Origin of the sequence: Bradyrhizobium sp. WSM471 (assembly GCF_000244915.1) — a bacterium.
GTDB lineage: Bacteria > Pseudomonadota > Alphaproteobacteria > Rhizobiales > Xanthobacteraceae > Bradyrhizobium.
In genome coordinates, this window is the sequence record NZ_CM001442.1 from 7,317,966 (window position 1) to 7,341,827 (window position 23,862).

The 23,862-nt window shown below is 64.9% G+C and carries 26 protein-coding genes and 1 tRNA gene; 12 read left to right on the plus strand and 15 right to left on the minus strand.

Annotation, left to right across the window (positions count from 1 at the left end):
• The first annotated feature begins 33 nt into the window (after positions 1-33).
• A complete protein-coding gene (locus BRA471DRAFT_RS33410; RefSeq protein WP_007615345.1) occupies positions 34-582 on the plus strand; it encodes a TetR/AcrR family transcriptional regulator in 549 nt (182 codons plus the stop codon).
• Positions 583-629: 47 nt separating this feature from the next.
• Here BRA471DRAFT_RS33410 and BRA471DRAFT_RS33415 read toward each other — a convergent pair whose 3' ends face one another.
• A complete protein-coding gene (locus BRA471DRAFT_RS33415; RefSeq protein WP_007615347.1) occupies positions 630-1,121 on the minus strand; it encodes a hypothetical protein in 492 nt (163 codons plus the stop codon).
• Positions 1,122-1,323: 202 nt separating this feature from the next.
• On the opposite strand from BRA471DRAFT_RS33415, the gene BRA471DRAFT_RS33420 reads away from it, so the two are divergent.
• Positions 1,324-1,608, plus strand: a complete 285-nt coding sequence (locus tag BRA471DRAFT_RS33420) for a PsiF family protein (protein WP_007597424.1) — start codon at positions 1,324-1,326, stop codon at positions 1,606-1,608.
• Positions 1,609-1,705: 97 nt separating this feature from the next.
• Positions 1,706-2,791, plus strand: coding sequence for an AbrB family transcriptional regulator (locus tag BRA471DRAFT_RS33425; RefSeq protein WP_007615348.1), 1,086 nt, complete (start codon positions 1,706-1,708; stop codon positions 2,789-2,791).
• A gap of 3 nt (positions 2,792-2,794) precedes the next feature.
• On the opposite strand, the gene BRA471DRAFT_RS33430 is transcribed toward BRA471DRAFT_RS33425, so the two are convergent.
• The gene (locus BRA471DRAFT_RS33430; RefSeq protein WP_007615349.1) at positions 2,795-3,334 is read right to left on the minus strand and encodes a disulfide bond formation protein B; all 540 of its coding nucleotides are present in this window, start codon (positions 3,332-3,334) and stop codon (positions 2,795-2,797) included.
• Positions 3,335-3,488: 154 nt separating this feature from the next.
• Between BRA471DRAFT_RS33430 and BRA471DRAFT_RS33435 the strand changes: the two genes are divergently transcribed.
• The 3 genes from BRA471DRAFT_RS33435 (at position 3,489) to BRA471DRAFT_RS33445 (ending at position 4,424) form a co-directional block, all read left to right on the plus strand.
• Positions 3,489-3,573 (plus strand) — tRNA-Leu (locus BRA471DRAFT_RS33435).
• 158 nt (positions 3,574-3,731) lie between these two features.
• Positions 3,732-4,034 (plus strand): hypothetical protein, encoded by a 303-nt coding sequence (locus BRA471DRAFT_RS33440; RefSeq protein WP_007615350.1) that lies wholly within the window; start codon positions 3,732-3,734, stop codon positions 4,032-4,034.
• A 156-nt stretch (positions 4,035-4,190) separates the two neighbouring features.
• On the plus strand, positions 4,191-4,424 hold the full coding sequence (locus tag BRA471DRAFT_RS33445) for a hypothetical protein (RefSeq protein WP_007615351.1): 234 nt from the start codon (positions 4,191-4,193) through the stop codon (positions 4,422-4,424).
• Between the two features lie 78 nt (positions 4,425-4,502).
• On the opposite strand, the gene BRA471DRAFT_RS33450 is transcribed toward BRA471DRAFT_RS33445, so the two are convergent.
• Positions 4,503-6,407 (minus strand): diguanylate cyclase, encoded by a 1,905-nt coding sequence (locus BRA471DRAFT_RS33450; RefSeq protein WP_007615352.1) that lies wholly within the window; start codon positions 6,405-6,407, stop codon positions 4,503-4,505.
• 405 nt (positions 6,408-6,812) lie between these two features.
• Here BRA471DRAFT_RS33450 and BRA471DRAFT_RS33455 point away from each other — a divergent pair, with 405 nt between their 5' ends.
• Entirely contained in the window at positions 6,813-7,496 is a 684-nt protein-coding gene (locus BRA471DRAFT_RS33455; RefSeq protein WP_007615353.1) for a response regulator transcription factor, read from the plus strand.
• Positions 7,493-9,430, plus strand: coding sequence for an ATP-binding protein (locus BRA471DRAFT_RS33460; RefSeq protein WP_007615355.1), 1,938 nt, complete (start codon positions 7,493-7,495; stop codon positions 9,428-9,430). Before BRA471DRAFT_RS33455 ends, BRA471DRAFT_RS33460 begins: the two co-directional genes overlap by 4 nt.
• A 117-nt stretch (positions 9,431-9,547) precedes the next feature.
• Here BRA471DRAFT_RS33460 and BRA471DRAFT_RS33465 read toward each other — a convergent pair whose 3' ends face one another.
• Positions 9,548-9,829 carry a hypothetical protein gene (locus BRA471DRAFT_RS33465; protein ID WP_007615357.1) on the minus strand — a complete coding sequence of 94 codons (282 nt, stop codon included), beginning with the start codon at positions 9,827-9,829 and terminating at the stop codon, positions 9,548-9,550.
• Between the two features lie 152 nt (positions 9,830-9,981).
• Between BRA471DRAFT_RS33465 and BRA471DRAFT_RS33470 the strand changes: the two genes are divergently transcribed.
• A complete protein-coding gene (locus BRA471DRAFT_RS33470) occupies positions 9,982-10,287 on the plus strand; it encodes a cysteine rich repeat-containing protein (RefSeq protein ID WP_231170997.1) in 306 nt (101 codons plus the stop codon).
• Positions 10,288-10,385: 98 nt separating this feature from the next.
• Here the strand turns inward: BRA471DRAFT_RS33470 and BRA471DRAFT_RS33475 are convergent, their stop codons facing one another.
• The 4 genes from BRA471DRAFT_RS33475 to BRA471DRAFT_RS33490 form a co-directional block, all read right to left on the minus strand.
• On the minus strand, positions 10,386-11,096 hold the full coding sequence (locus tag BRA471DRAFT_RS33475; protein ID WP_007615361.1) for a hypothetical protein: 711 nt from the start codon (positions 11,094-11,096) through the stop codon (positions 10,386-10,388).
• Positions 11,097-11,198: 102 nt separating this feature from the next.
• Positions 11,199-11,906 (minus strand): hypothetical protein, encoded by a 708-nt coding sequence (locus BRA471DRAFT_RS33480; protein ID WP_007615364.1) that lies wholly within the window; start codon positions 11,904-11,906, stop codon positions 11,199-11,201.
• Positions 11,907-12,038: 132 nt separating this feature from the next.
• A complete protein-coding gene (locus tag BRA471DRAFT_RS33485; protein WP_007615367.1) occupies positions 12,039-12,287 on the minus strand; it encodes a hypothetical protein in 249 nt (82 codons plus the stop codon).
• 139 nt (positions 12,288-12,426) lie between these two features.
• Positions 12,427-13,401, minus strand: a complete 975-nt coding sequence (locus BRA471DRAFT_RS33490) for a nitronate monooxygenase family protein (protein WP_007615373.1) — start codon at positions 13,399-13,401, stop codon at positions 12,427-12,429.
• A gap of 108 nt (positions 13,402-13,509) precedes the next feature.
• On the opposite strand from BRA471DRAFT_RS33490, the gene BRA471DRAFT_RS33495 reads away from it, so the two are divergent.
• Positions 13,510-15,072 (plus strand): AMP-binding protein, encoded by a 1,563-nt coding sequence (locus BRA471DRAFT_RS33495; protein WP_007615375.1) that lies wholly within the window; start codon positions 13,510-13,512, stop codon positions 15,070-15,072.
• A gap of 37 nt (positions 15,073-15,109) precedes the next feature.
• On the opposite strand, the gene BRA471DRAFT_RS33500 is transcribed toward BRA471DRAFT_RS33495, so the two are convergent.
• The 7 genes from BRA471DRAFT_RS33500 to BRA471DRAFT_RS33530 all read right to left on the minus strand — a co-directional run bounded on the left by BRA471DRAFT_RS33500 (position 15,110) and on the right by BRA471DRAFT_RS33530 (position 20,586).
• Complete coding sequence (locus tag BRA471DRAFT_RS33500) at positions 15,110-15,883, minus strand: thioesterase family protein (RefSeq protein WP_007615377.1); 774 nt, start codon at positions 15,881-15,883, stop codon at positions 15,110-15,112.
• Between the two features lie 42 nt (positions 15,884-15,925).
• Positions 15,926-16,894, minus strand: coding sequence for a nitronate monooxygenase family protein (locus tag BRA471DRAFT_RS33505; RefSeq protein ID WP_007615379.1), 969 nt, complete (start codon positions 16,892-16,894; stop codon positions 15,926-15,928).
• A 149-nt stretch (positions 16,895-17,043) separates the two neighbouring features.
• Positions 17,044-18,444: an aspartate ammonia-lyase gene (locus BRA471DRAFT_RS33510; RefSeq protein ID WP_007615381.1), complete on the minus strand. Its 1,401-nt coding sequence runs from the start codon at positions 18,442-18,444 to the stop codon at positions 17,044-17,046.
• Positions 18,445-18,475: 31 nt separating this feature from the next.
• Positions 18,476-19,012, minus strand: coding sequence for a hypothetical protein (locus BRA471DRAFT_RS33515; RefSeq protein ID WP_007615383.1), 537 nt, complete (start codon positions 19,010-19,012; stop codon positions 18,476-18,478).
• A gap of 47 nt (positions 19,013-19,059) precedes the next feature.
• A complete protein-coding gene (locus BRA471DRAFT_RS33520) occupies positions 19,060-19,662 on the minus strand; it encodes a YqaA family protein (protein WP_007615385.1) in 603 nt (200 codons plus the stop codon).
• A 45-nt stretch (positions 19,663-19,707) separates the two neighbouring features.
• Positions 19,708-20,112 (minus strand): phosphoribosyl-ATP diphosphatase, encoded by a 405-nt coding sequence (gene hisE / locus BRA471DRAFT_RS33525; protein ID WP_007615386.1) that lies wholly within the window; start codon positions 20,110-20,112, stop codon positions 19,708-19,710.
• Positions 20,113-20,229: 117 nt separating this feature from the next.
• On the minus strand, positions 20,230-20,586 hold the full coding sequence (locus tag BRA471DRAFT_RS33530) for a hypothetical protein (protein ID WP_007615387.1): 357 nt from the start codon (positions 20,584-20,586) through the stop codon (positions 20,230-20,232).
• Positions 20,587-20,812: 226 nt separating this feature from the next.
• Here BRA471DRAFT_RS33530 and BRA471DRAFT_RS33535 point away from each other — a divergent pair, with 226 nt between their 5' ends.
• A complete protein-coding gene (locus BRA471DRAFT_RS33535; protein ID WP_007615388.1) occupies positions 20,813-21,859 on the plus strand; it encodes an ABC transporter substrate-binding protein in 1,047 nt (348 codons plus the stop codon).
• Between the two features lie 89 nt (positions 21,860-21,948).
• Positions 21,949-23,745 carry a glucan ABC transporter ATP-binding protein/ permease gene (locus tag BRA471DRAFT_RS33540; protein ID WP_007615389.1) on the plus strand — a complete coding sequence of 599 codons (1,797 nt, stop codon included), beginning with the start codon at positions 21,949-21,951 and terminating at the stop codon, positions 23,743-23,745.
• Positions 23,746-23,862 lie beyond the last annotated feature (117 nt).

Consider the following 23,862-nt stretch of genomic DNA (forward strand, 5'->3'; position numbering starts at 1 on the left):
GGCACCGTATCAAGAATCGGCGAGGCTGCCTGCATGAGTGACGGCAAAGGCGATGTCTGGGTCGAGGCAGGGCTCATCGAGCTCGCCCGATCCGGGGTCGAGGGGGTGCGGGTCGAGGTGCTCGCCAAGAATCTGGGCGTCACCAAGGGCGGCTTCTACCGCCGCTTTGCCGACCGTGCCGCGCTGCTCGGTGCCATGCTGGAACGCTGGCGCGAGGGGCGCTCAACGGCGATCGCGCAGCAGACGAGCCTTGATGGCCAGGAGCCCCGTGAACGGCTGCGGGCGGTGATCCAGCTCTATTCCGAGCGGCTCAATCCGGACGGGATGGCAATCGAGCTTGCGATCCGGCAATGGGCCCGCTCGGACGAGGGCGCCGCGGCAGCGGTGGCGAACGTGGACGCGGCGCGGCTGAAGCACGTCGCCGAACTCTATCGCGCGACCGGCCTCGATACCGAGGCAGCCGAAGCGCAGGCCTTCCTGTTCTACTGCTTCATCTTCGGCCAGAGCCTGCTGTTCGTCGAGCGCGGCCCGCGCAAGCGATCGCAGCTCGTGGCGAAATCGGCCGAGAAGCTACTGGATTAAAGCAAGAGGCCGGAGCTTGGCTCCGGCCTCTGCGTCGTCTTGAAGCGTCAGGCGGCGCCCTTCAGCTTCTTGTTGCATTCGCTGTAATAGCCGCCGCCCTTCTCGATCCACTTCATGCCGCCATTGCCGTTGGTGGTCTTGTTGGCGTTGTACTGGTCGACGCAGGTGTGCAGGCGCCCCTTGCCGGGGGTCTCCTTGGCGTATTTCGGATCGACCGCGTTCGGATAGATCGCGGGGCCGGCCGGCAGGGTCGGCGCAGCAGCCGGGGCGGCCTCCTTCTTCGCCTGCTTCGGCTCGGCGGGAGCGGCGGGCGCAGCAGGAGCGGCCGCGGTCGGTGCAGCCGCTGGCGTCGCGTCCGCGCCGCACTGGGCCTTGCGGAAGTCATTCCACTTCGTGGTGCCGAGCGACCCGTCCTTCTTGGCGGCCTGGTATTTCGCGCTGCACTCCTGCGAGGTCAGCGCCTGCGCCGGCGCACTTGCCACCAGCGCGGCAAAGCCCGACAGCGCAACTGCACAAAGCAACTTTGATTGAATGGTCATCCTTGGTCTCCTCCTTGATCTTCCCCCGAGGGAAGTGAACCGAGGATTGCTATCCTAGCGTGCCGCCCGCTCGCGACAAGGAAGCGATGGCTGCTGCCGCCAAAATATAGTGAGCCTCCACGTTCGAATTATTCATGTCGCGTTCAGCAAGGCCAGCCGACTTTCGCGCCCTTCGCAATTCCCGCAAGAAGAGTGCAGCATCATGACCTTCACATCTCGCCTCGCCGTCGTCGCGCTCGCCTCCCTGCTCGCCACCGGCACTGCCTTCGCGCAGACCGCCGCGCCGGCAGCCAAGACCGACACCAAGACCACAACCGCCGCCCCCATGGACAAGAAGGCACCGAAGGAGCACTCGGCCGAGTCGCTCGAATGCTCCAAGCAGGCCGACGCCAAGGGCCTGCACGGCAAGGAGCGCAAGAAATTCCGCTCCGAATGCATCAAGACCGCCAAGGCCGGCATGGCCGCGCCGGCTGCGGACAAGAAGTAAGTCTTTCCCCCTGCTCGCGGCTTCGGCGAGAGGCGCGCGCATTGCGGCATGACGTGGCCGCAATTGTGCGCCTCTCGCCGATTTGCGATAAGACGGTGTGAAGCAAATCACCGCCTCCCTGCCGTTCGAATGGCCGAGCCGTGCCAAGATCTTGAGCACGGTGGAAACGCTCGTCATTGGCATTGCCGGGGGCCTCGTGTTTCTGCTCGCGGGCCTTCCGGGGGGATTGATCTCGGGCTCCATGATCGCGGTCGGGATCGCCGCGATCGCCGGTCGGCAGCTGACGCTGCCGCCGATCCTGACCCAGACCGTGCTGGTGCTGCTTGGCATTTCGTTAGGATCGGTCGTCTCGCGCCACCTGCTTCAACAGGTCAGTGCCTATCCGCTCACCATCGGGCTGCTCGCGCTCGCGACCTTCTGCTCGACCTTCGGCTCCAGCTATTATCTCCAGCGCATCCACGGCTGGGACCGCACCTCGGCCTTCCTCGCCGGCAGCCCGGGCGCGCTGTCGCAGATCACGATTTTGGCGGTCGAGCGCGGCGCCGATTTGCCGGGCATCGCGGTGGTGCAGACCATGCGCGTCATCATCCTCACCGCGGCGCTGCCGTTGGTGCTGGCGTTCGCCGGCGTCGCGCCCTCCGTCGCGCCATCGCTGACGACGACGATCGCCTCGCCGCTCGACCTCGTCGAGCTGGTCGCGGCCTCGCTGGCCGCGGCACTCGTCCTGCGGCTGATAAAGTTTCCGGCGAGCTGGATGTTCGGCGCGATGATCGGCTCAAGCGTGCTGCATGGCGCAGGCTGGGTCGAGGGCGGCCTGCCGGACTGGGTACGCGGCGTGGCGCTGGTCGGCATCGGCGCCCTGATCGGCAGCCGCTTCGCGCGGATGCGGATCAAGACGCTCGCCGGCCACATCAACGCGGCGCTGGGCTCGTTTGCCGTCGCCATCGCCGTCTCCGCGATCTTCGTCGGCATCGTGGCGCTCACCACGCAGGTGAAATTCTCTGACGTCGTGGTCGCCTACGCACCAGGCGCGATGGACGCCATGCTGGCGCTGGCCCTGACGCTGCACATCGACCCGATCTTCGTCGGCGCACATCACCTCTCGCGTTTCGTCTTCGTGACGATCGCGACGCCGGGCATCGTGCACCTGTTCGGCCGGACGCAGGACGATGTGGATGATTGAGCCTCAGCGCTTCGCCGTCGCAACGAATCCCCACGCGGCGATCGCAGCCATCAAGAGCGAGATCAGCAAATTGTAGCCGGCAAGCGAGAGGCCGAGGAAGCGCCACTGCACCTCGTCGCAGCGGACCACCTTCACGGTGTCGAGCCGCGACAGCAGGTCGGTGGCGCTGCCGAGATTGACGACGGGACCGGAGCAGTCTGTCGGTCCCTTCCAAAAGCCCCATTCGACGCCGGCGTGATAGGAGCCGAGCCCGGCATTGCCGAGGCTTGCCAGCACAAGGATCGCAAGGCCCGCGAGCAGCAGCGGTCTCGGCGCACCGCCCCGCGCCGCAAGTGCGATGAGCAGGCCGAGCGGGATCGCGAGGTAATACGCGTAGCGCTGCTCCAGACAGAGCGGACAGGGCACGATCCCGAGCACCAGCTGGAAGAACCAGGCGCCCGCGATGGTCCCGGCTGCCGTCAGTGCGACCGCGAGCGAAGCGGCCAGCGCGGGGCTCGTGGCCGCCGGTTTGAACGCAGGTATTGCGGCACTCTGGGTCGTCACGGCAGCCTCTTTTCGATGGGTGCTTTCCAAGGCTGTAACCCCGGCTCATGCGGCTGTCGAGAACGGCCGGGATCACTTTGGCGCGGGTTGACCCCGCTTTGTCCATGGCTATAGTCCGCCGGCTTCGCGACGCCCTGTTTGGGGCCGACCGAGGGCCCCTGTGGCGGAACTGGTAGACGCGCTCGACTCAAAATCGAGTTCCGCAAGGAGTGCTGGTTCGATTCCGGCCAGGGGCACCACGCTTCGCCCTTTCGGGCTTCGGCGTGGCGCAGCCCGAAAGGGTGAAGCGTGTCCGGCGAAGCCTCTTGGCGAAGACGGACCACCTCCCCCTCCCTAGCAATCGTCACATCCCGCCTGTATAAACCGGTAGCTTCTTCCGCAATTCGAAGGAGCTCATATGAACGACCTGCACACGTGGCTTTCGCAACAGCACCACGGCCTGCGGACTTTCCGGATCTTTCAGCAAAAGCTCGAGACGCTCGGCCGCGACGACCCCGAAAAGCGCGGCCTGTGCCGTCTGTTGAGCGGTCTCGTCGGCAGCTATGTCGAGACGTTCGATGAGGCCCCGCTGCCCGTCGAAGTCGCTGACAGTGCCTATCATCGCCTGCTGACGTTGGTCGCAAGCCTCGATCTCGAGGGCGACACCAGCCGGCGGCTCGCCGACATCAACCGGGTTGCGACCTGCGAACTCTGGCAGTGACGAGAGCGGGCGGCCGTACGGCTCGCATCCGCATTCCCGGACACTTCGCCAGGAGAGGGCCGCGTGCTTCCCGGTATGACCTTCCGACGGGTTCGACTTCGCGGAGCCAGTCCCTATATCGTGCGGCAACGTATGTTGATGCAGCGAGCAACTTTGATGGCCAGGAGACGCGCGACGGAAACGGAAGCCGACGATCTCCCCCGCTATTTTGTCTGGGTGCGCGGTCTTGAGGCCCCCGAACCGCAGAAATGGATGACGATGGATTTCGGCGTCGGTGACTGGAAACGGCCGCTCGTGCTCGCCTATCTGGAGCTGCCGGAGGGCGAGCGACACTTGCCGTTGTCGGCGCTGGCCCGGCGATATCCGCCGCCGCGGGCTGAGCCCTCCTAGCGCCGCCATCCGGTGAGAGGCCGCCCGCTGTTCTCTTGCCACAGGGCGCGGCCTTGACCGGTCGAATGAGCGAAGCGCCTACGCGGCCTTGCTCTCGCTTTTGACTGAACGCACCGTTGCGAGTGCAGCGACGGCTTCGTCGCCGATCCGGTCGGCATCGGGCAGCGCGTGGTCAGGCCCTTCCACGCGGTTGCGGCCATTCTGCTTGGCGCGATAGAGTGCATCGTCGGCGACACGCAACAGTTCGGTAAAATTGCCGCCTGCCTCCGGGAAGCTGGCGACGCCGGCCGAGATCGTGACACGCGGCAGATGCCCCTCGGCATAGCGGATGGTGAGAGCCTCGATTTTGCCGCGCAACGCTTCTGCGCGCGCCACAGCTTCGTCCATGTCCGTGTTCGGCAGCAAGACGACGAACTCCTCGCCGCCGAAGCGACATGGCACGGCATCGTCGGCAAAGAGAGTCCGTAATATCTCGCCGACATGACGCAGCACGGCGTCGCCGGCATCGTGGCCGTGATTGTCGTTGAAGCTTTTGAAGTGGTCGACGTCGATGGTGAGGACGCTCAACGGGGTCTTGTGGCGCTCGGCACGCAGCAACTCCCGACGTGCCATCTCCAGCAAGTAACGGCGATTGTTCAGTCCCGTGAGCACATCGCGCACCGATTGGTCGCGCAAGCCCTCGCGCAGTTTCATGTTGGCGATGGCAATCGACAGATGTTCGGCGCAGGCATGCCCCAGCCGCGCCCGATCGGCAAAGCGCGCCTTGGCTTCCTCGGCCGTCTCCGACTGGTCGAACGTATATTCGAGGTGCAGCAGGCCGACAGTGTCGCCATGGGCAACGATCGGAATGCAGCAATAGTTGTCGTTGACCCCATCATGGACGTGATCGCAGTGAAACTCGATCTCGCTGGTGCCGTGCACATAGGCATGACCACGACGCAGGCTCCAGCAATCCTCGGGATGGATGCTCGCCGTGTGCGACTTGCCGTTCCACTCCGTCGCCACCTCCAGCACGTCGCGCGAATTGGCATAGATGAAGAGGCTGCCCTTGCATTCCGGCATCAGGCGGCCGAGCACCGATGAGATCATGTCGTAGAGCTCGGTTTCCGACTTGGCCGATTGCAGCCATTCGCTGAGCTCCGAGAGGGTGCGGGTGGCCGCGTTGAGGCGATCGTTCTCCACCAAGCTCTTCTTGAACACGGTCAGCGCGCGGGCCATCAGGCCCAGCTCGTTGCTGCGGTCGGCATACGGAATGTCGGCATCAAGATGCCCTTTCGCTATCAGCTCCATGCTGGAGGTGATGCGGTGGATGGGCGTGGAGACGTCGCGGATCACGAATATCAGCGTTGCAAGGCCGATCAGGACGGACACGCCGTTAACGGCCCAAAGGATCAGTGAATCGAACTTGCTCTCTGCGATCGCCTCGTCGATCGCAGCGTCGGCCTCCTGGTTGGCAAGCTTGATACCGTCGTTGATGAGGTCGACCACGCCCTGGAAGTGCGCCTCGGTCTCGACGTTCACGATTTCGGAGTAGCGTAGGCGGTCCTTTGCGAGTTCGGGATCGAGGATCAGCGCTTGGTACTTGCCATACTGCGTCCATTTGTTGGCGAACTGCTCAAAGATCAGCTTGAGCGCGCTGCCATCCTTCAGTGTCGCCTTGAGCGCCGCGATCCGCTGGTCGAGTGTCGCGATGCGGGCATTGAAGGCCCTCTCGACATCCGCGCGCTGCTCGGGGGTCGCGGTCAGAGCAATGCGGTAGGAGGCCGAGCGGACGCGGGCGACCAGGAGGTTGATCTCGCCCAACGCACGCAGCTTTGGCAGCCGATCGCGGCCGACAGCCTCGATCGTATCCTGGAGCGCGGTGAGCCGCATCTTGGTCATCGCCGAAACGCCGCCGAGAATCAGCAGGAGGAGAAAGACGGAGGTCAGCAGTGAGTTCTTGATCGAGACGCTCAGAGACTTCTCAGCCAATTTAAATGCCATGGTGCCAAACGCCTTCAATGAAAAATGCTCGCGGTGCGGGACCGCGAGATTGCACGCTGCCAGCGCATGGAACCTTGGCTCGAAATGTCGCCATTCGGTTAAGCCTTACGGCGCGGGTGTGTCGTCGCAATGCGCGGCTCGCAGGCATCAAGCGAACATTCGACCAGCAGAATCAAAGCGAAGCTTGCCTAATGGCAAACTGCGGGAGATTTGGCGGGCTGCTTGCGCATGTATCAGACTGGTTAACGAGCTTCTGCCATGGCTGGTTAATGGAGAATGGCTGACGCAGCTCTTACCTCCTTGGGGGACAAGCGTTCTGCCCCATGATTATGGGTGTCGCGGCGTCCGCACCGCGGCTAAGCTTGGCTTTGCGCCGCGGGGGACACGGGGTGCAGGACGATGATCATGACCGAACAGGGCGAGACGGGTGAAGCCATCACCATCCTCCTCGTCGAGGACGACGCGCCGACCTGCTGGCGGCTCCACGACGCGCTGGTCAAGGCCGGCTACGAGGTCCGCAGCGCCGGCACGCTCGCAGAGGCCCGCGCCGGACTCGGCGAGCAGGCGCCGCGCGTGCTGCTCACCGATCTGCGGTTGCCCGACGGCCACGGCGTCGAGCTGATCCGCGAGACGAGGCAACGCTTTCCCGACACCGAGATCATGGTGATCTCGGCGCTCGGGGACGAAGAGAGTGTGATCTCCGCGATCACGGTCGGCGCCACCGGCTATCTCCTGAAGGATGCGTTCCCCACCGATATCGCCACCACCGTGCGCGATCTGGTCGCCGGTCATTCGCCGATCTCGGCCTCGATCGCCCGCTTCATCGTGCGCAGAACACAAGGTACCGCGCAGAATGCGGCCGAGCCTCCGCCGGGTCCCGCGCTCAACACCGCAAGGCTCACCCCACGCGAGATCGACATCCTCTGGGGCATCGCCAAAGGTTTCAGCTACGCCGAGATCGCGAGCCATCTCGGCCTGTCCCGGCAGACCGTGCCCGGCCACATCAAGAACATCTATCGCAAGCTCGAGGTGCACACCCGCAGCGAAGCGGTGTTCGAAGCGGTGCAGCAGGGCCTGATCAAGCTGTGAGCGAGATCGCGGCGAAGGCACCGGTCAAACCCGCGCGGCGCCGGCTGCTGGTCTCGCGCCTCGTGCCCTATCTGCTGCTCCAGGCGCTGATAGTGGTCGCGACCATCCTCGGGCTGCGGCTGCTCCAGCCCAGCGACCCCGACGACTTTGCCCTGAGCGAATTCTCGCTGCGCGAGGACGGCGTGGCGCGTCCCGTGACGCTCCCGCATTTCACGTCGTCACGCTACTCCCTGGCCGACCCGCCGCTCTACACCGGCGCCTTCACGTTCCGCCGTGGCGATGTGGCGTCGGGATGGTCGGTATTCCTGCCGCGCTTCAGCAACGCGGTGGAGGTCGCAGTCAACGGCGTCGTCATCCTGGATTCCCGGCGCGATGCCAACGCCAACCGGCCCGACCGCAACACCCCGCAGATCGCGACAATCCCGTCCTCGCTGCTGCGCGAGGGCGCGAACGAGATCACGGTGCGGCTGTTGGTTTGGGGACCGCTCAAGGGCTTTCTGGACACCGTCTATGTCGGGCCGGATGCGGCCTTGCGGCCGGCCTTCGAGACACGCACGCTGATGTTCGTCACGTTGCCCGTGGTGTTCTCCGCCTGGCAATCGATACTCGCCGTCATCCTGGCGATCATGTGGCTGATGCGCCGCCGCGAGCCGGTTTACGGCGTGCTGGCCGTGGCGATGGTCCTCGGCGTGGTGCAGGCCTTCGCGCCGCCACCGGTGCCCCCCGTCAACACGTCCCGGCTCGCCGCGGTGTTGCTCGCGTCCGCACCGATCGAGAGCGCCCTGGTCGTCGTCTTTGGCGTGCTGTTCTTCGGCTGGCGCTGGCCGCGTTACGGCATGCTGCTGTTCGCGCCGGGGCTCGTCGTGTTCATTGTCGGACTGATCGCCGGCCCGCCGCTGCCGCGCATTCTGTTTCTCCTGTTGGGGATTCCCACCGTTGGGCTCTGCCTGTTGCTGATGGCCTGCGTCACCGCCGCCGCGGTGGTGCGGCGGCAGGACGCGGCAAGCTTCACGCTCGGCTGCGCGGTGACCATCGTGCTGATCTGCTGGGTCCACGATATTCTGTCGGTGTTCGAGGTCGTGACCGACGAGCGCATCTTCCTCTCGCGCCTGTCCTATTCGGCGATGCTGGTCGCGATCGGCGCCGGCTTGACCTGGCGGTTCGCGCGCGCGCTGAACCAGGTAGACAGCTTTGCCGACCAGCTCGTGACACGCGTACGCGAGGCAGAGGAGCGGCTGAAGGCGAGCTTTGCCCGCGAGGAGGAGCGTGCACGGGCCGCCGCGCTCGCCAATGAGCGCACGCGGCTGATGCGCGACCTGCATGACGGCCTCGGCGGCCAGCTCATCAGCATCGTGGCACTGTCCGAGCGCGGGCACGAGGGCGCGACCATCACCGACGCCGCCCGTGCGGCGCTGAAGGACCTCCGCCTCGTCATCGACTCCATGGACGACATCGGCGGCGACCTGATGCTTGCACTCGGCTCCTGGCGCGAGCGCACGACCGCGCAATTGCGACCGCACGACATCGCGCTCGACTGGAACGTGGCCACGCCGCAGGGGCTGCCGCTGCATCCCGAGCTCAGGCCATGGCATGTCATCCAGATCGTGCGCATCCTCGACGAGGCCGTGACCAATGCGGTCAAGCACGCAGAGGCCCGCCGCATCGCAGTCACCATCGAGACGGTCGACGAAGGTCAGGGACCGTACGGTGTGATCAAGGTCGCGGATGACGGCAAGGGCTTTGCGAACGGTTCTGCGCCGGTCGGCAGTGGCGGGGCCACCAACGCGAGCCAGACCGCGCGGGGCCTTCGCAACATGAGGAGCCGTGCCGCGCGCTGCGGGGCGATGCTCGATCTGAGCTCCAATTCCTCAGGCACGCGCGTGCGGCTGCAATTGCCGCAGATTTTCCCCGACAGCGGTGCCGCCGTTGGCTGAAAAGCCCCCTCTCCGAACGTATGGGGCGCGCGGAGAGAGGGACGGGCCGGATGATTTGCCTGCGGAAGACGGGGGGTTCGTCCGCAATGCTCCTTCGCCCGAACTCTTTCGTCTTTCTCAGCGCACGCCGACGCGATTGACCGGACCACCGCGATTCATCGGCGTGCCCGCGCGCACGCCGACACCGGGCGCACCGACCCCGGGTGTCGCGACCGCGACCGCGGCGGCCGGCGCAACCACCACTGCCGCTGTCGGCCGCACCACGCAGCCCTTGGGTATGCCGACCGTCTTGCAATAGACCACCGCCTGCGCCGGGCTCGTGCCCAGCGAAACCATCACCACGCCTGCCAGCGCCAAAATCGCCAGCCCGGCACTCAGCGCTCCCGCTCTTTTCGACATCTTGCTCTCCTGCTTCCCGTTCGGCGTCCCGATGCGATCACCGGGTCTCGCAGCCAACGTGCAGCCTGAATGACAAAAGACGGCGCGCTGATACATGCCATGAAAATGGGGGTACGGCGGCGGGGTGGACTGGCCGATGCCATGAACATGGCATGGACCTGCGCCCGGCGCTCGCGAGATGGTCCGGCCCGCTTGATCCCAGGCGGACCAACGACATCCCCAAGGAGGTGTTTATGAAGATTTCGATTCTTGCCGTGCTGCTGCTCGCCGCTACCGCCCAGACCGCCGCTGCGCAATCCGGTCCGACGCCGCAGGAGCAGATGACCTGCCGAAGCGACGCGAGCAAATTCTGCGCCGAACACATCGGCAAGCCACCGCAGATGAATGCCTGCCTGCGCGAGAACAAGTCGAAGCTTTCGGACGGCTGCCGCAAGGTCGTGGAGTCGCACGGCGGGTGAGTGGTCGCCGTCCACAGCACCGGCGCCAATGCCGTCAGGCCATAGACGTCGATGCGCCGGTTATAAGTCGGGCGAGCGCACGACGGCGAGGATGGACGCTAATCGTCATCGCCGAATAGCCTGATCTGCGGAAAGCCGCCGCGCGGCCCGCTCGGGACCTCGCGCGCATCGGCATCCTCACGGATGTTGCGCGCGACGTCGTCCCAATCGGTGCGGTCGCGCATCACACGCGGCTCGCGGGAATCGTAATGACGGCGCTCGGCCCAGCGCTCACGGCGCTCCGTCCGGCGCCGTTCAGACGTGGCGCGCTTGACGTCAGAATCCCTGGCCTTGGCATAGGCGTTGTCCGACGAGGATGACGGCTCTGTCGATGCTTGTCGCTCGGCAGGCTTTGCGACTTGCGGAGGCAACGCCGGTGGCGGTTTCGGGGGCTCCACCGCGGCCGCTCGCGAAGGCTGTTGCGCTGGCGGTGCGCTGGCCTGAGTGGTCTGCGTGTCGGCCTTCACCGCTTCGGACTTTGCCTCAGGGTTGGACTCGGCCTTGGCATCGGATTTGGCTTCGGTCTGCGCTGGCGCGGCGAGCATGGCGCCGAAGGCTTGCGAGCCGGTGAGATATTGCAGGCGCTCGGATGGCGCGTCCGTCGTGGCGGGCTTGGCGTCAGCGCGCTGCGCGATCTTGCTGGTATCAGGCCCCTGCTTGGGCGATACCGGATTCATGATATTGCCGGCGACAATGCCGCCGCCGAGACCAATGGCGATGGCTGCGACGATGGTTCCTGCACCGACGAAATAGGCTGTCGAGGCGCGCATTGGTCCACTCCCTCTTTGGAGCGGGCAACGCTTGTCGATTGCCTGATGTTCCCGATACAGGCGCAGTTCCGGGAGGAACTTGGTTCGGAAGAAACTTGCGCGTCAGATCTGCTGCGCGACCTTCTCGAGCCCGATGATGCGGGCGAGCTTGCGCACTTCCTCTTTCTGGTCGTCCCGCAGTTGGAACAGCAGCGGCATCGCGGCCGATTTCAACTGCTGGACCTCGTCGCAATTGGGATCGATCGGCACGCCCTGCACGTGCGGATTGGACAGCTTGTTGGCCGATATCTTGCGGACAACGTTGCGCAGCGCGGTTTCGACCGAGGGCCAGTAATATTCCTGCGACGACGACAACTTCAGACGGTCCCTGATGCCCGCAATCTGCACGTCAGAGAGCAGCGAATAGGATTTCTGCGGCTGCGGCTTGGCGACGACCTTCGGCTTGGCGGGGACTTCGACCGCGGGAATCTCTGCAGCGGCCGGAGCCTCGTTCACGCTCGCCTTGGGCATCGGGAAATCGGATGGCGTGGCGGCGGCAAACGCCTGGCGCAGCGGCTCGGTCAGCACGGGCATTTGCGAGAGCTTGTCGGCCGGAACCTGGACCGGGTCGATGGCGGCCGAGGCTAGCGCCAGCGTCGGAACCAGACGGTCGGCCTTGGCCGCCCGGTTGGTTGCAAGCGGCTTAGGCGGGGTCTGCGAGATCATCTCAGCGCTGACGCTGGGCACGCTGTCGCGGCCGAGAATGGCGGTGGTGGCGGCGCCGAGGACGAGGAAGCAGGTCAGCACGACGATGGTGATGGCTTTCGACAAACGTCTCTCCGCAACCGGCTTCAAGTCCACGTGATCACTGCCCGGAAACTGGGCGAAAATTAAGGCTTAACCGTGCCATCGCGGCGGCAATCGCGCGGACTGCGGCGACATTACCTGTAAAGCTCAACAAAATCAGGCCGCTAGCGCCAGATCGTAAGCGTCCTGGATGTCGGCTACGATCTCCGAGGCCTCCCAGACTCCACGCGGCTCGACCGATTGCAGCGCCACCGTCCAATTGCCGCCCCGGCGGGTGCGGGGGACGCTGACGATGTCGAAGCGCACGTTGCGGCACAGCGGATGGCGGGCCAGCGCATGGGCCACGCGAATGCGAATTTCGTCCAGCGAAGCCGCCGTCTTGGCGTTGAGAAAGTCGAAGTCCATCGCCTGTCCCTCTCGGTCCTGATTGGCGCCTGAGGGGGATTCTGGGTGATCGATGGTTAATCTGCCGTTAAGTGACGGCTTCTAAGGAGCGCTCGATTAACTGCGATGGAGGCGACGGGCGCTGTCAGTCTCCGCGTTTTTACGGGGAGAGGCGGCCACCCGCCTCTCGATACTCGGCGACCGTCCGCGCGACGAGATCGTTGACCTCCATCACTTCGGTCACACCCGATATCGAATGCCCGCCGCTCCAGATATCGCGCCAGCGCTTGGGGCGGCTCTCGCGCGCGTTGACGTCGATGTCCTTGCCGATGTCGATGGCACCGCGCGCCGGCAGATCGTCGGGGTCGAGACCGGCCGCGGCGATCGACGGTTTGAGCATGCTGGTCTGCAGGCCCGTGAACGCGGTGGTCAGCAAGATGTCGTCCGCGCTGCCGTCGACCAGCATTTGCTTGTGACGTTCATCCGCCATGCTCTCGCGCGTCGCGATGAACTTCGTGCCCATGTAGCCGAGATCGCAGCCGAGCACTTCGGCCGCGCGCAATGCGTGGCCGTCGCTGATGCCCCCCGCGAGCACGATGATGCCGTCGTAGAACGCGCGCACCGCGCGGACGAAGGCGAACGGGTTGAGCCAGCCGGTCTGCCCGCCCGCGCCCGCAGTAAGCAGCACGAGCCCGTCGGCACCTGCATCCGCCGCACGTTCGGCGTGGCGGATCGAGGCAACATCCGCAAGCACCAATGTGCCGGCGTCGTGCAGCGGCTTGAGCACCGGCGCGGGCGAGCCGACCGAGGTGATGACGATCTCCGGCCTGTGGTGCAGCAACACGGCGAGATCCTGCTCCAGCCGTGCATTGGAGCGGTGCACGATCAGATTTGGGCACAGCGGCGCGGCCTTGCGGCCGGTTTGATCTTCATTCAGCAGCAGCCGCGCTTCGATGTCGGTGAGCCATTCGTCGAGTTGTTCGGTGCTGCGGCAATTCACGGTGGGGAAGCTGCCGATCACGCCGTTGCGGCAGGCCGCGACCATGAGCTCGACGCCCGACACCAGAAACATCGGCGCGGCAATCAGCGGCAGGGCGAGACGACCGGGGAAATGTTGCAGCCGATCTGACGTCACGCATGCCTCCCTCGCGCGGGCTTGGTCGTTCCATCCCGCATGCCCTGTGCTAGCGTCGCGGTAAACATTGGCACGCCAGAAGCCGATGACAAAGCAGCGAGGAAACATATGTCCGATCCGCTCCATGCATCGTCCCCGACTTGCGCGCAGGCGCTGCGGGCGCTGTCGCGCTATCCGGGCCGAACCGCGTTCGCGTGGCCGGGCGGATCGCTGAGCTATCAGGGCACCACCGACCTGATCGGGCGCATCCAGGGCGTGTTCATGCGGCTTGGATTGCAGCCCGGCGCGCGGGTCGCTTTCCTCACGGCGAACCGCGCCGACACCTGGTGCGCCGGCGTCGCCGCGCAATTGTCGCGGCTCTGCGTCACCTGGCTGCATCCTTTGGGATCGCGGGGAGACCAGATGTTCCAGCTCGAGGATGCCGAGGCCGAGGTGCTGGTGGTCGATGCGGCCGCTTTCCGCGATCGCGGCGGCGAACTCGCCGCACAGGCGGGCTGGCTCAAGGCGGTCTTCACCATGGGACCGGCCGAGTATGGCGTCGACCTCTTGCAGGCGATCGAAATCGAAGGCCATGCCAGCGCGCATTGCCTCGCCGGCCCCGACGATCTCTCCACGCTGAATTACACAGGTGGCACGACCGGAAAATCGAAGGGCGCGTTGCGCTACCACCGCGAAAATGCCGGGGCCGCGGCCGCGATCCTTGCCGACTTCGAGATCCCCGATGGCGCGCGCTACCTCGCGGTAGCACCGATCAGCCATGTCGCCGGCACGAAGGTGCTGCCAACCTTGATGCGCGGTGGCACCGTACACATGCTGAAGGGTTTTGATCCCGAGGCGGTGCTGGCGACGATCGCGCGCGAGCGCATCAACTTCACGCTGTTCGTGCCGACCATGATCTATGTTCTGCTCGATCATCCCGCATTGAGCAGGACCGATCTCTCCTCGCTCGAGCTGGTGCTCTACGGCGCCTCCGCGATGTCGCCGAGCCGGCTGATCGAGGGGATCGAGCGCATCGGGCCGGTGTTCTCGCAACTCTACGGCCAGACCGAATGCTATCCAATCTCGGTGCTGCGCAAGGCGGATCACGATCCCAACAGGCCGGAGTTGTTCCTGTCATGCGGTTTCCCGATCGCGGCGTGCGAGGTCAAGATCCTCGACGACAACGATCAGGAGGTGAACACGGGCGAAGCCGGTGAGATCTGCGTGCGCGCCCCGCACGCAATGGCGGAGTACTGGAAGCGGCCGGACATCACCGCCGAGACGCTGAAGAACGGCTGGGTGCACACTGGCGACATCGCTCGCAAGGACGATCGCGGTTACATGTTCATTCTTGACCGCAAGAAGGACATGATCGTCTCCGGCGGCTTCAACATCTTTCCGCGCGAGGTCGAGGACGTGCTGTCGCAGCATGCGGACGTAGCCATGGTCGCGGTCGTCGGCATCCCCGACGAGAAATGGGGCGAAGCCGTCACCGCCGTCGTCGTGCCGCGTGAGGGCGCTAAGCCCGATGCCGATGAGCTGATCAACATGGTGAGGACGCGAAAGGGCTCGGCTCACGCGCCCAAGCAGATCAAGTTCGTCAGGCACTTGCCGATGACCGGCGTCGGCAAGGTCGACAAGAAAGTGCTGCGCGCGGAATTCTGGAGCGGGCGGGACCGTATGGTGGGGTAGTTCCTGCCCGGGACGGCACGCAGTCTCACGCCGCCCCTCACCGCTTCTCGATCACCAGGCTCTGCACGGCGCGGCCGAAATAGCCCTGCCGGTCGGCGAGCCGCGACATCGCAAGCCCGGCGCCATCGGGACCGATCCAGGAATCACCGTCGAGCAGGATCCATTCGCCGACCGGCTGGCGCGCAAAGCTCACTGTGAGGTCAGCGTTGATGTAGGTCCAGGCGCGGAAATCGAGCGACGAGGCGGTGCCGTTGGAAAAATCGGCCGCGACCACGGCGCGCATCGCCTGCGAGAGCGGTTCGCCTGCGATCAGGGGATGGTCGACGCGAAACCAGATCGCGCCGGCGCCGGCTTGGCCGAAGCGGCCGCGCGCGGCGCGCATCGACACCGATCGCACGAACGGGCTGGTGGCGGCATGACCGTCCTCGAGCAGCGAGTCCTCCGGCGACGGCAGCGTAACCGGGAGTGGCTTGATGTTCTCCGGCAGCGTCAGCGCCTGGCGCTTGATCTTGAGCACGGTGGCGCCGACCACCTGTACGCCGTCGGCGAGCAGCTTGACCTCGCAGAGCTGGATCTTGCGGCCCTCGCGCAAGATCTCGGTCGCGATCGTGAGTGGTGCCACCGGCACCGGGCGCATCAGGTCGATGGTGACGCGCGCGATGTCCATTGCAACTGGCGTCGGAATGCGCTCAGCCGCCCACGTCACCAGCGAGGCCGGCGCCGAACCGTGCTGCATACGCCGGTCCCACGGCCCCGCGGCCTCCGGGCTGGTGACGACGCTGTCGCCGTCGACGCGGTAGATGGGGGTCATCGTTTCTCCGTGGTGCATGTGCGGAGTTCAGCACGACTAAGCTCACAGCGGCGGATCGACCGCCTCGTCGTATTCCTTCTTGAAGCGCGCGATCATTTCGGCGGCGGGCACGATGCCGTCGATGCTGCCGACGCCCTGGCCCGAACCCCAGATTTCCTTCCAGGCTTTTGGCTTGGCGCGCTCGCCGGAGGCGTCGGTGCCGAAGTTCATCTTGGAGGGATCGGACGTCGGCAGGTTCTCCGGATCCATACCGGCGGCGAGAATCGACGGCTTCAGATAGTTGCCGTGCACGCCGGTGAACAGGTTGGAATAGACGATGTCGTCGGCCGTCGCGCCCGCGATCATCTCCTTGTACTTCTCGACCGCATTGGCTTCCTTGGTGGCGATGAAGGCCGAGCCGATATAGGCAAAGTCGGCGCCGAGAATGCGCGCGGCGCGGATCGCCTTGCCATTGCCGATCGCGCCCGACAGTGCGATCGGACCGTCGAACCATTTTCGTGTTTCGGCGACGAACGCCAACGGCGAGATCGTGCCGGCATGGCCGCCGGCGCCGGCCGCGACCAGGATCAGGCCGTCGGCGCCCTTCTCGATCGCCTTGTGCGCGAATTTCTGGTTGATCACATCGTGGAAGACGATGCCGCCCCAGCCGTGCACGGCCTGGTTCAGCTCCTCGCGTGCGCCGAGCGAGGAGATGATCATCGGCACCTTGTACTTGGCGCAAAGCTGCATGTCGTGATCGAGCCGGTTGTTCGACTTGTGCACGATCTGGTTGACCGCGAATGGCGCCGACGGCTTGTCCGGATGCGCGCGGTCATAGGCCGCGAGCTCTTCGGTGATCCGAGCCAGCCACTCGTCGAGTAGCTCCGGCGGCCGCGCGTTCAGCGACGGAAACGAGCCGACCACGCCCGCCTTGCACTGCGCGATCACGAGATCGGGCACCGAGATGATGAAGAGCGGCGACCCGATCACGGGGATCGACAGGCGTCCCCTAAACAAGGCAGGCATGGACATTGCGAGACGATCCTCTGTTGGCGGTCACATCGAAGTTGGGGGCCATACCAACAAGGCAATCTTTCCACTGTCAAGTATTGCGTTTTGGCGCCGTGGACGACGCCGTTACCGCAATTCCAACGCGCGGAATTCAGCGCGGACCGACGACATTACGCAAGCAAATCCGGATTGATCAACCGCTCGAACGAGAACATCTCGTCCCATGTCTCCTGCGTCAGCAGCTTACGCTCGACCACGACGATCTGGTGCAGCGACTTGCCACTCTTGTAGCCCTCGCGCGCGATCTCGGCGCATTGCTTGTAGCCGAGCAGCGGCTTCAGCACCGTTACGATACCGAGCGAATTCAGCACCATGTTTCGGGTGTGCTCCTCGTTGGCAGTGATGCCCACGACGCAATTCTCGCGCAGGCTATTGACCGCGCGCTCCATGGTGCGAATCGAGAAGAACAGCGCGAACGAGATCACCGGCTCCATCACGTTGAGCTGGAGCTGACCCGCGGACGCCGCGAGCGTCACCGTGGTATCGAGCCCGATGACGAGGAAGCTGGTCTGGTTGACGACCTCGGGGATGACAGGATTGACCTTGCCGGGCATGATCGAGGAGCCCGGCTGAAGCTGCGGCAGGTTGATCTCGTTGAAGCCGGCACGCGGGCCCGAGGCGAGCAGGCGGATGTCGTTGCAGATCTTCGTCAGCTTGCTCGCGGTGCGCTTGAGGACGCCGGAGAGCTGCACATAGGCGCCCGTATCCGACGTCGCCTCGACGAGGTCGCCCGCAAGGATGAAGTCGACGCCGGTGAGCGCGCTCAAATGCCGGACCGCGAGCTTGGGATAGCCGTGCGCCGCGGTGACGGAGGTGCCGATCGCGGTCGCCCCGAGATTGATCTCGCGCAGCAGCGCCCGTGCCTCGGAGATGCGATCGACCTCCTCGCCCATGGTGGTGCCCCAGCCGCGGAATTCGGCGCCGAGCGACATCGGCACGGCGTCCTGGAGATGTGTGCGGCCCATCTTCAGCACGCGCTCGAACTCCCTGCCCTTGGCGAAGAACGCCTCCTGGAGTTGGCGCAGCGCCGTCATGTAGCTCTCCAGCCGCAGGATCAGCGCCAGCCGAAAGGCGGTCGGATAGGTGTCGTTGGTCGACTGGCCGTAATTGACGTGATCGTTGGGGCTGACGTGCTGGTAATCGCCCTTGGCAAAGCCGAGCGATTCCAGCGCGAGATTGGCGATCACCTCATTGGCGTTCATGTTGGTGGAGGTGCCGGCCCCGCCCTGGATGAAGTCGGTGACGAACTGGTCCATCATATCGCCGGCGATGACGCGATCGCAGCCCACGATGATGGCTTCCGCGACTTTGGTGTCTACCGCGCCGAGATCGCGGTTGGCCATGGCGGCGGCCTTCTTGACGTAGCCAAGCGCCTTCACGAAGTAAGGCTCCTGGTTCATCGGAATGCCAGTGATGTGGAAGTTCTCCTTCCCGCGGATGGTCTGGACGCCGTAATAGATGTCGTCGGCGATCTCACGCTGTCCGAGGAAGTCCTGCTCCGTGCGGCTCATGGGCGCTCCTTGCTTAGCTCGCGCGGTGTCCTCAGTTCTGGCACAGCGCGCTGGTGACGAAGGTATCGGTGCGGCAGTCATCCGGTTTGCGTTGCCTGCCCGGAATCAGAACCTTGGCCGAGCACTTTTCCGCGGAGTCGGCATTCAGGCTCTTGCCTTCCGTGTAGCCCTTGCTCTGGCAGAGTTTGTCGGCGGCGAGCTTGCAGTCGGGCGCGCCGTTCGACGAGGCCGGACAGGCCACGCGTCCCGACACCATGGTCGATGGCTTCGCCAGGCGCGACAAATCGTTCATGGTCTCGCTCGGGCTTTTGATCGACGGCAGGATCGAGGGCAGCTTGTCGAACAGCTTGCCCATTTCGTTGATCAGCCCGGGATTTTCCTCATGCGCCGGCGGCGACGAAGGAGCTGTCGAGGGCGCCGGTGCGGCCTGCGGTCCTTGCTCCTGCAAGCCGAGCGCCGGCGGCGCAGATTGCGGCCATCCGCTACCGCCGGCAGCGAGCAGGACCGACAGCACCGAAAATATCAGCGTGCCCAGCCGCAGGACCGGATTGCCGGATCGAAGCATCATGACGGCAACCGTAGCCGAACGAGGCGCGGCGGCAAAGCGCCTTCGGGTTAGATCAATTTGATTGCGACGACAAAGCCGAGCACGAGCACCGCGGCGCCGATTGCCACCACCAGTCCGAGATGCTTCTCGATCTTGATCCGGATCCAGTCGCCGTAGCGGTTGAGCAGGATCGCCACGATAAAGAAGCGCCCGCCACGCGCCACGATCGAGCACAGGATGAAGAGCCCGATATTGTAGCCGGCAAAGCCGGACGTGATGGTCACGAGCTTGTAGGGGATCGGTGTCAGGCCCTTGAGCAGGATGATCACGGCGCCCCATTCGGCATAGGAGGCGCGGAAGGCGTCGACCTTGCCGCCGAGACCATAGACCTCGATCAGCCAATGGCCGACCGAGTCGAAGAGCAGCGCACCAATGGCGTAGCCCAACAGGCCACCCAGCACCGATGTCGCAGTGCAGATCGCCGCATAGACCCAGGCGCGCTGCGGACGCGCCAGTGACATCGGGATCAGCATCACGTCCGGGGGGACGGGAAAGAAGGAGCTTTCAGCGAAAGCCACGGCGCCCATGATCCAGAGCGCGTAAGGCTTGTGAGCGGCGTCGATGCACCAGTCGTAGATACGTTTCAGCATGGCGCCGCGATGAAGCACCATGGGACGGATTTGTCCATGCCGAGATGGGACCGATTTGTACCAATACTAGTGGCGCTTGCGCGCGGTGCGGCCTTCGAGCGCGACGATAGGCCGCCTGGCGGCGACCCGCGGTGACGCAACTTTGGGCAGCTTCATCGCCGACTTCGGCAGCTTCTCGGCGATGCCGAGCATGTCTTCACGCCGCGCCATCTCGCGCCAGACGTCCTCGGGGCGTACGCCGGCCGAGGCCCAGAGCACGGTCAGATTGTAGAGTAGATCGGCGCTTTCCCGGATCACGGCTTCGCTATCGCCGTTGACCGCGTCGATAACGACCTCGATCGCCTCTTCGGCCAGCTTCTTCGCCATTTTGGATGGACCGCGCTGAAACAGCCGCGCGGTGCGCGATGTTGCCGGATCAAGATCCCTGGCCGCGAGCACAGCCAGATATAGCCGCTCAAGCGAATCACTCATGGTACGCAAACTACTCGAAACACATTGTAAGCGTGTTAACACACGGCAATAAAAGCAGAAAACAGGCCGCCGCGGCAAGCGCGACAGCCTGTTGGTCGGTGGCCCAGGGCGGATCGGTCAATAGCAACTGTAGCCGGAATAGCCGTGGGCGCAAACGTTGTTGTACCCACCATAGCGCTCTTGCGGATAGCCCGGGCCGTAGTAGTAGCCGGGGTTGCTGTAGTAGACCGGGCCGCCGCCGTAATAATAGCCCGGACCGCTGTCATAGGCGTAGGCGTTACGGCTTGCGGCGATCGCAAGACCGGTACCGACGATGCCGGCAAAGGCTGCGGCGGCCGCGGCTCCGCCGCCACCGCCATGCCAGTGACGGCCGCCTGCTTGTGAAGCGGTCGGGGTCATTGCGGTCAGCGCCAGCACCGCGGCGGAAGCGAGAACGGCCTTGCGGCCGGCAAATCTCGAAAATCTGTCGAACATTGTCTGGACCCTCCTTGGGACCCGAATGGTGCCTGACGACAGGCTCATGCCTTTCAAACACCCACATCCCATGTTGGGTTCCCCAAGCTAAACACAAGCTGAACGGGGTTGCGTGATCGTGACGCAACCGCCGCTCATCCGCCGTTCATGTTGGCGCGGACAAGCTTGTCGCCAGCCGGCGCTCCGAGCGTCACCAAGCCATCACAACACCGGACCGGCGCGACTGATGTTCGAATTCACGACAACCGCTCTTCGCGGCCTGCTCGCCGCTGCAATCTCGCTTGCCTCGCTGACGGCGCGCGATGTCTCGGCGGCCGAAACCCCCGCGCCTTCCATTGCGATCCACTTCACCTTCGACCGCCCGATCGATGCGAGCATGGCGCCGTTCTTTCTTGCCGCAAAGGACGGCAGCTTCGGCGCCGAACGTCTCAACGTCTCCTTCAGCAGCGCGGCCGGATCGCCGGAGGCGCTTGCGCGCGTCGCCAAGGGCGATAGCGAGCTCGGGCTCGTAGACATCAACGAGCTGATCCGCTTCCGCGACAAGGATGCGACACCGGTCAGGGCGGTATTCGTGCTGTTCAACCGCGCGCCCTACGCGATCGTCGCCCGCAGGAGCCGCGGCATCCACCTCCTGCCCGACCTGGACGGCAAGACCGTCGGCGTTGCCGATAGCGATCTGTCGATGCGGCTGTGGCCGGCACTGGCGCAGCAGAACGGCATCGACACGGCTCACGTGAAATTCCACAAGATCAGCGCCGCGGTGCGCGAGCCGATCCTCTCCGCGGGACAGGTCGATGCCGTCGCCGGCTTCAGCTATCTCTCGGCAGTGAACCTGCGCGACCGCGGCGTACCAGGCGGTGATCTCGTCGCGCTTCGCTATGCCGATTATGGTTGCGAGGCCTATGGCTTTGCCGTCGTGGTCAACCCGGCCTTCGCCGCGTCCAAGCCGGACACCGTGAAAGGATTCATCCGCGCATTGATCGCCGGCATCAACGCGACCGTCAAGGACCCCGCGCGTGCGGCGGACGAGGCCGCGAGCCGCATCGACGGCGGCGACCGCGATCTTGAGCTGGAGCGCCTGCGCACCGTCCTCGTCGACAACATCCTGACCGACGAGGTCCGTCGCAACGGCCTCGGCGACATCGACCCGGCGCGCATGGACCGCTCGATCGACCAGATCGGGCAGGATTTCAAATTCCGCAAACGGCCGGTGGCGGGCGACATCTTCGACGGCGGGTTCTTGCCGCCAGTCGCAGGGCGGCTGATCAACTGAGCAAAACCGACAGCTTCCGCTATATCTCACAGGCGATCCCTGATTAGAGTATGCGCTCACTCCGTTCCAGCCGCCCGAGCTCCTCGCCGATGCCCATTCTCCGCCTCTACACCCGCGTTCTCGAGCTGCTCGGCAAAGAGGCACGGCTGGGCTGGCTGCTCGCGGTCGTCAATCTCCTGCTTGCGGGCTCGCAATTCGCCGAGCCGGTGCTGTTCGGCCGGATCGTCGACGTGCTCTCCGGCAAAACGGTCGCAGGCTCCAACTCGGCCTGGCCGTTCCTGGTTGCATGGGTCGCGTTCGGGCTGTTCACCATCGCCTGCAGCGCGCTCGTGGCGTTGCAGGCCGACCGTCTCTCCCACCGCCAGCGGCAGGCGGTCCTGACGGACTATTTCGAGCACATCCTGCAACTGCCGCTGACCTTCCATTCCGGCACCCATTCGGGCCGGCTGATGAAGGTCATGCTCAACGGCACCGATGCATTGTGGCGGCTGTGGCTGGGCTTCTTCCGCGAGCATTTTGCCGCCATCCTCTCGGTCGTGGTGCTGCTGCCGCTGTCGCTCTACCTGAACTGGCGGCTTGCAATCCTGCTGTTCGTGCTCTGCATCGTCTTCACCGCGCTGACCACCTTCGTGGTGCGCAGAACCTTCGGCATGCAGATGGAAGTGGAGGAGCACTACAGCGAGCTCTCCGCGCGCGCGTCCGACGCCCTTGGCAACGTCGCGCTGGTGCAGAGTTTCGTCCGCGTCGAATCCGAGGTGAAGGGCCTGCGCTCCGTCGCCGACCAGTTGCTAGCGGCGCAAATGCCGGTGCTGTCGTGGTGGGCACTCGTCACCGTCATCACGCGCGCCTCCACCACGATCACCGTGCTCGCGATCTTCACTTTCGGCATCGCGCTGCACGACCAGGGGCTGACCTCGGTCGGCGACATCGTGATGTTCGTGAGCTTCGCGACGCTTCTGATCCAGAAGTTGGAGCAGGTCGTGAGCTTCATCAACAACGTGTTCATGGAAGCCCCGCGCCTGCGCGAGTTCTTCAACGTGCTCGATGCGGTGCCTGCGGTGCACGACCGGCACGACGCGATCGATGCGGGTCGGCTCTCCGGCCTCGTCGAATTCAACGACGTCACCTTCTCCTATGACGGCAAGCGGCCGGCGGTCGAGGACCTCTCCTTCACCGCGCTTCCCGGCCAGACCATCGCGCTGGTCGGCGCAACCGGTGCCGGCAAGTCGACCGCGATTGCGCTGCTGCACCGCGCGTTCGATCCGCAGTCCGGCTTCATCAGGATCGACGGCATGGACGTACGCGGGATCACGCTGACATCGTTGCGGCGGAACATCGGCGTGGTCTTTCAGGAGGCGTTGCTGTTCAACCGCTCGATCGCGGAGAATTTGCGCGTCGGCAAGCCGGACGCCACCGAGGCCGAGATGCGCAAGGCGGCGGAGCGCGCGCAGGCGCTCGAATTCATCGAGCGCAGCGGCGGCTTCGAGACCAATGCCGGCGAGCGCGGCCGCATGCTGTCCGGCGGGGAGCGCCAGCGACTGTCTATCGCGCGTGCACTGCTGAAGGATCCGCCGATCCTGATCCTGGACGAGGCGACCAGCGCGCTCGACGCGGTCACCGAGGCCAAGGTGAATACCGCTCTCGACGAAGTGATGAAGGGCCGCACCACCTTCGTGATCGCCCACCGTCTCTCCACCATCCGCAATGCCACGCGGATCCTGGTGTTCGAGAACGGGCGTGTGATCGAGAGCGGAACTTTCGACGAACTCGTGGCCAAAGGCGGCCATTTCGCCGACCTCGCCAGGGCCCAGTTCATGGTTCAGGAGAACGCACGGGCCAGCGTGACAGCGGCCGAGGCTGCCGCGACGGCCGCCAAGTCGCCTTAGCAGGTCGCGTTGGCAAGTCGCCTTGGCAAGTCCCCATAGTACCGTCGAAATTCGGCCCATTTCATTGCGGAATACCCCGCTGATGCCCCTATTCCCGACGCACGAGCCGGTATAGGT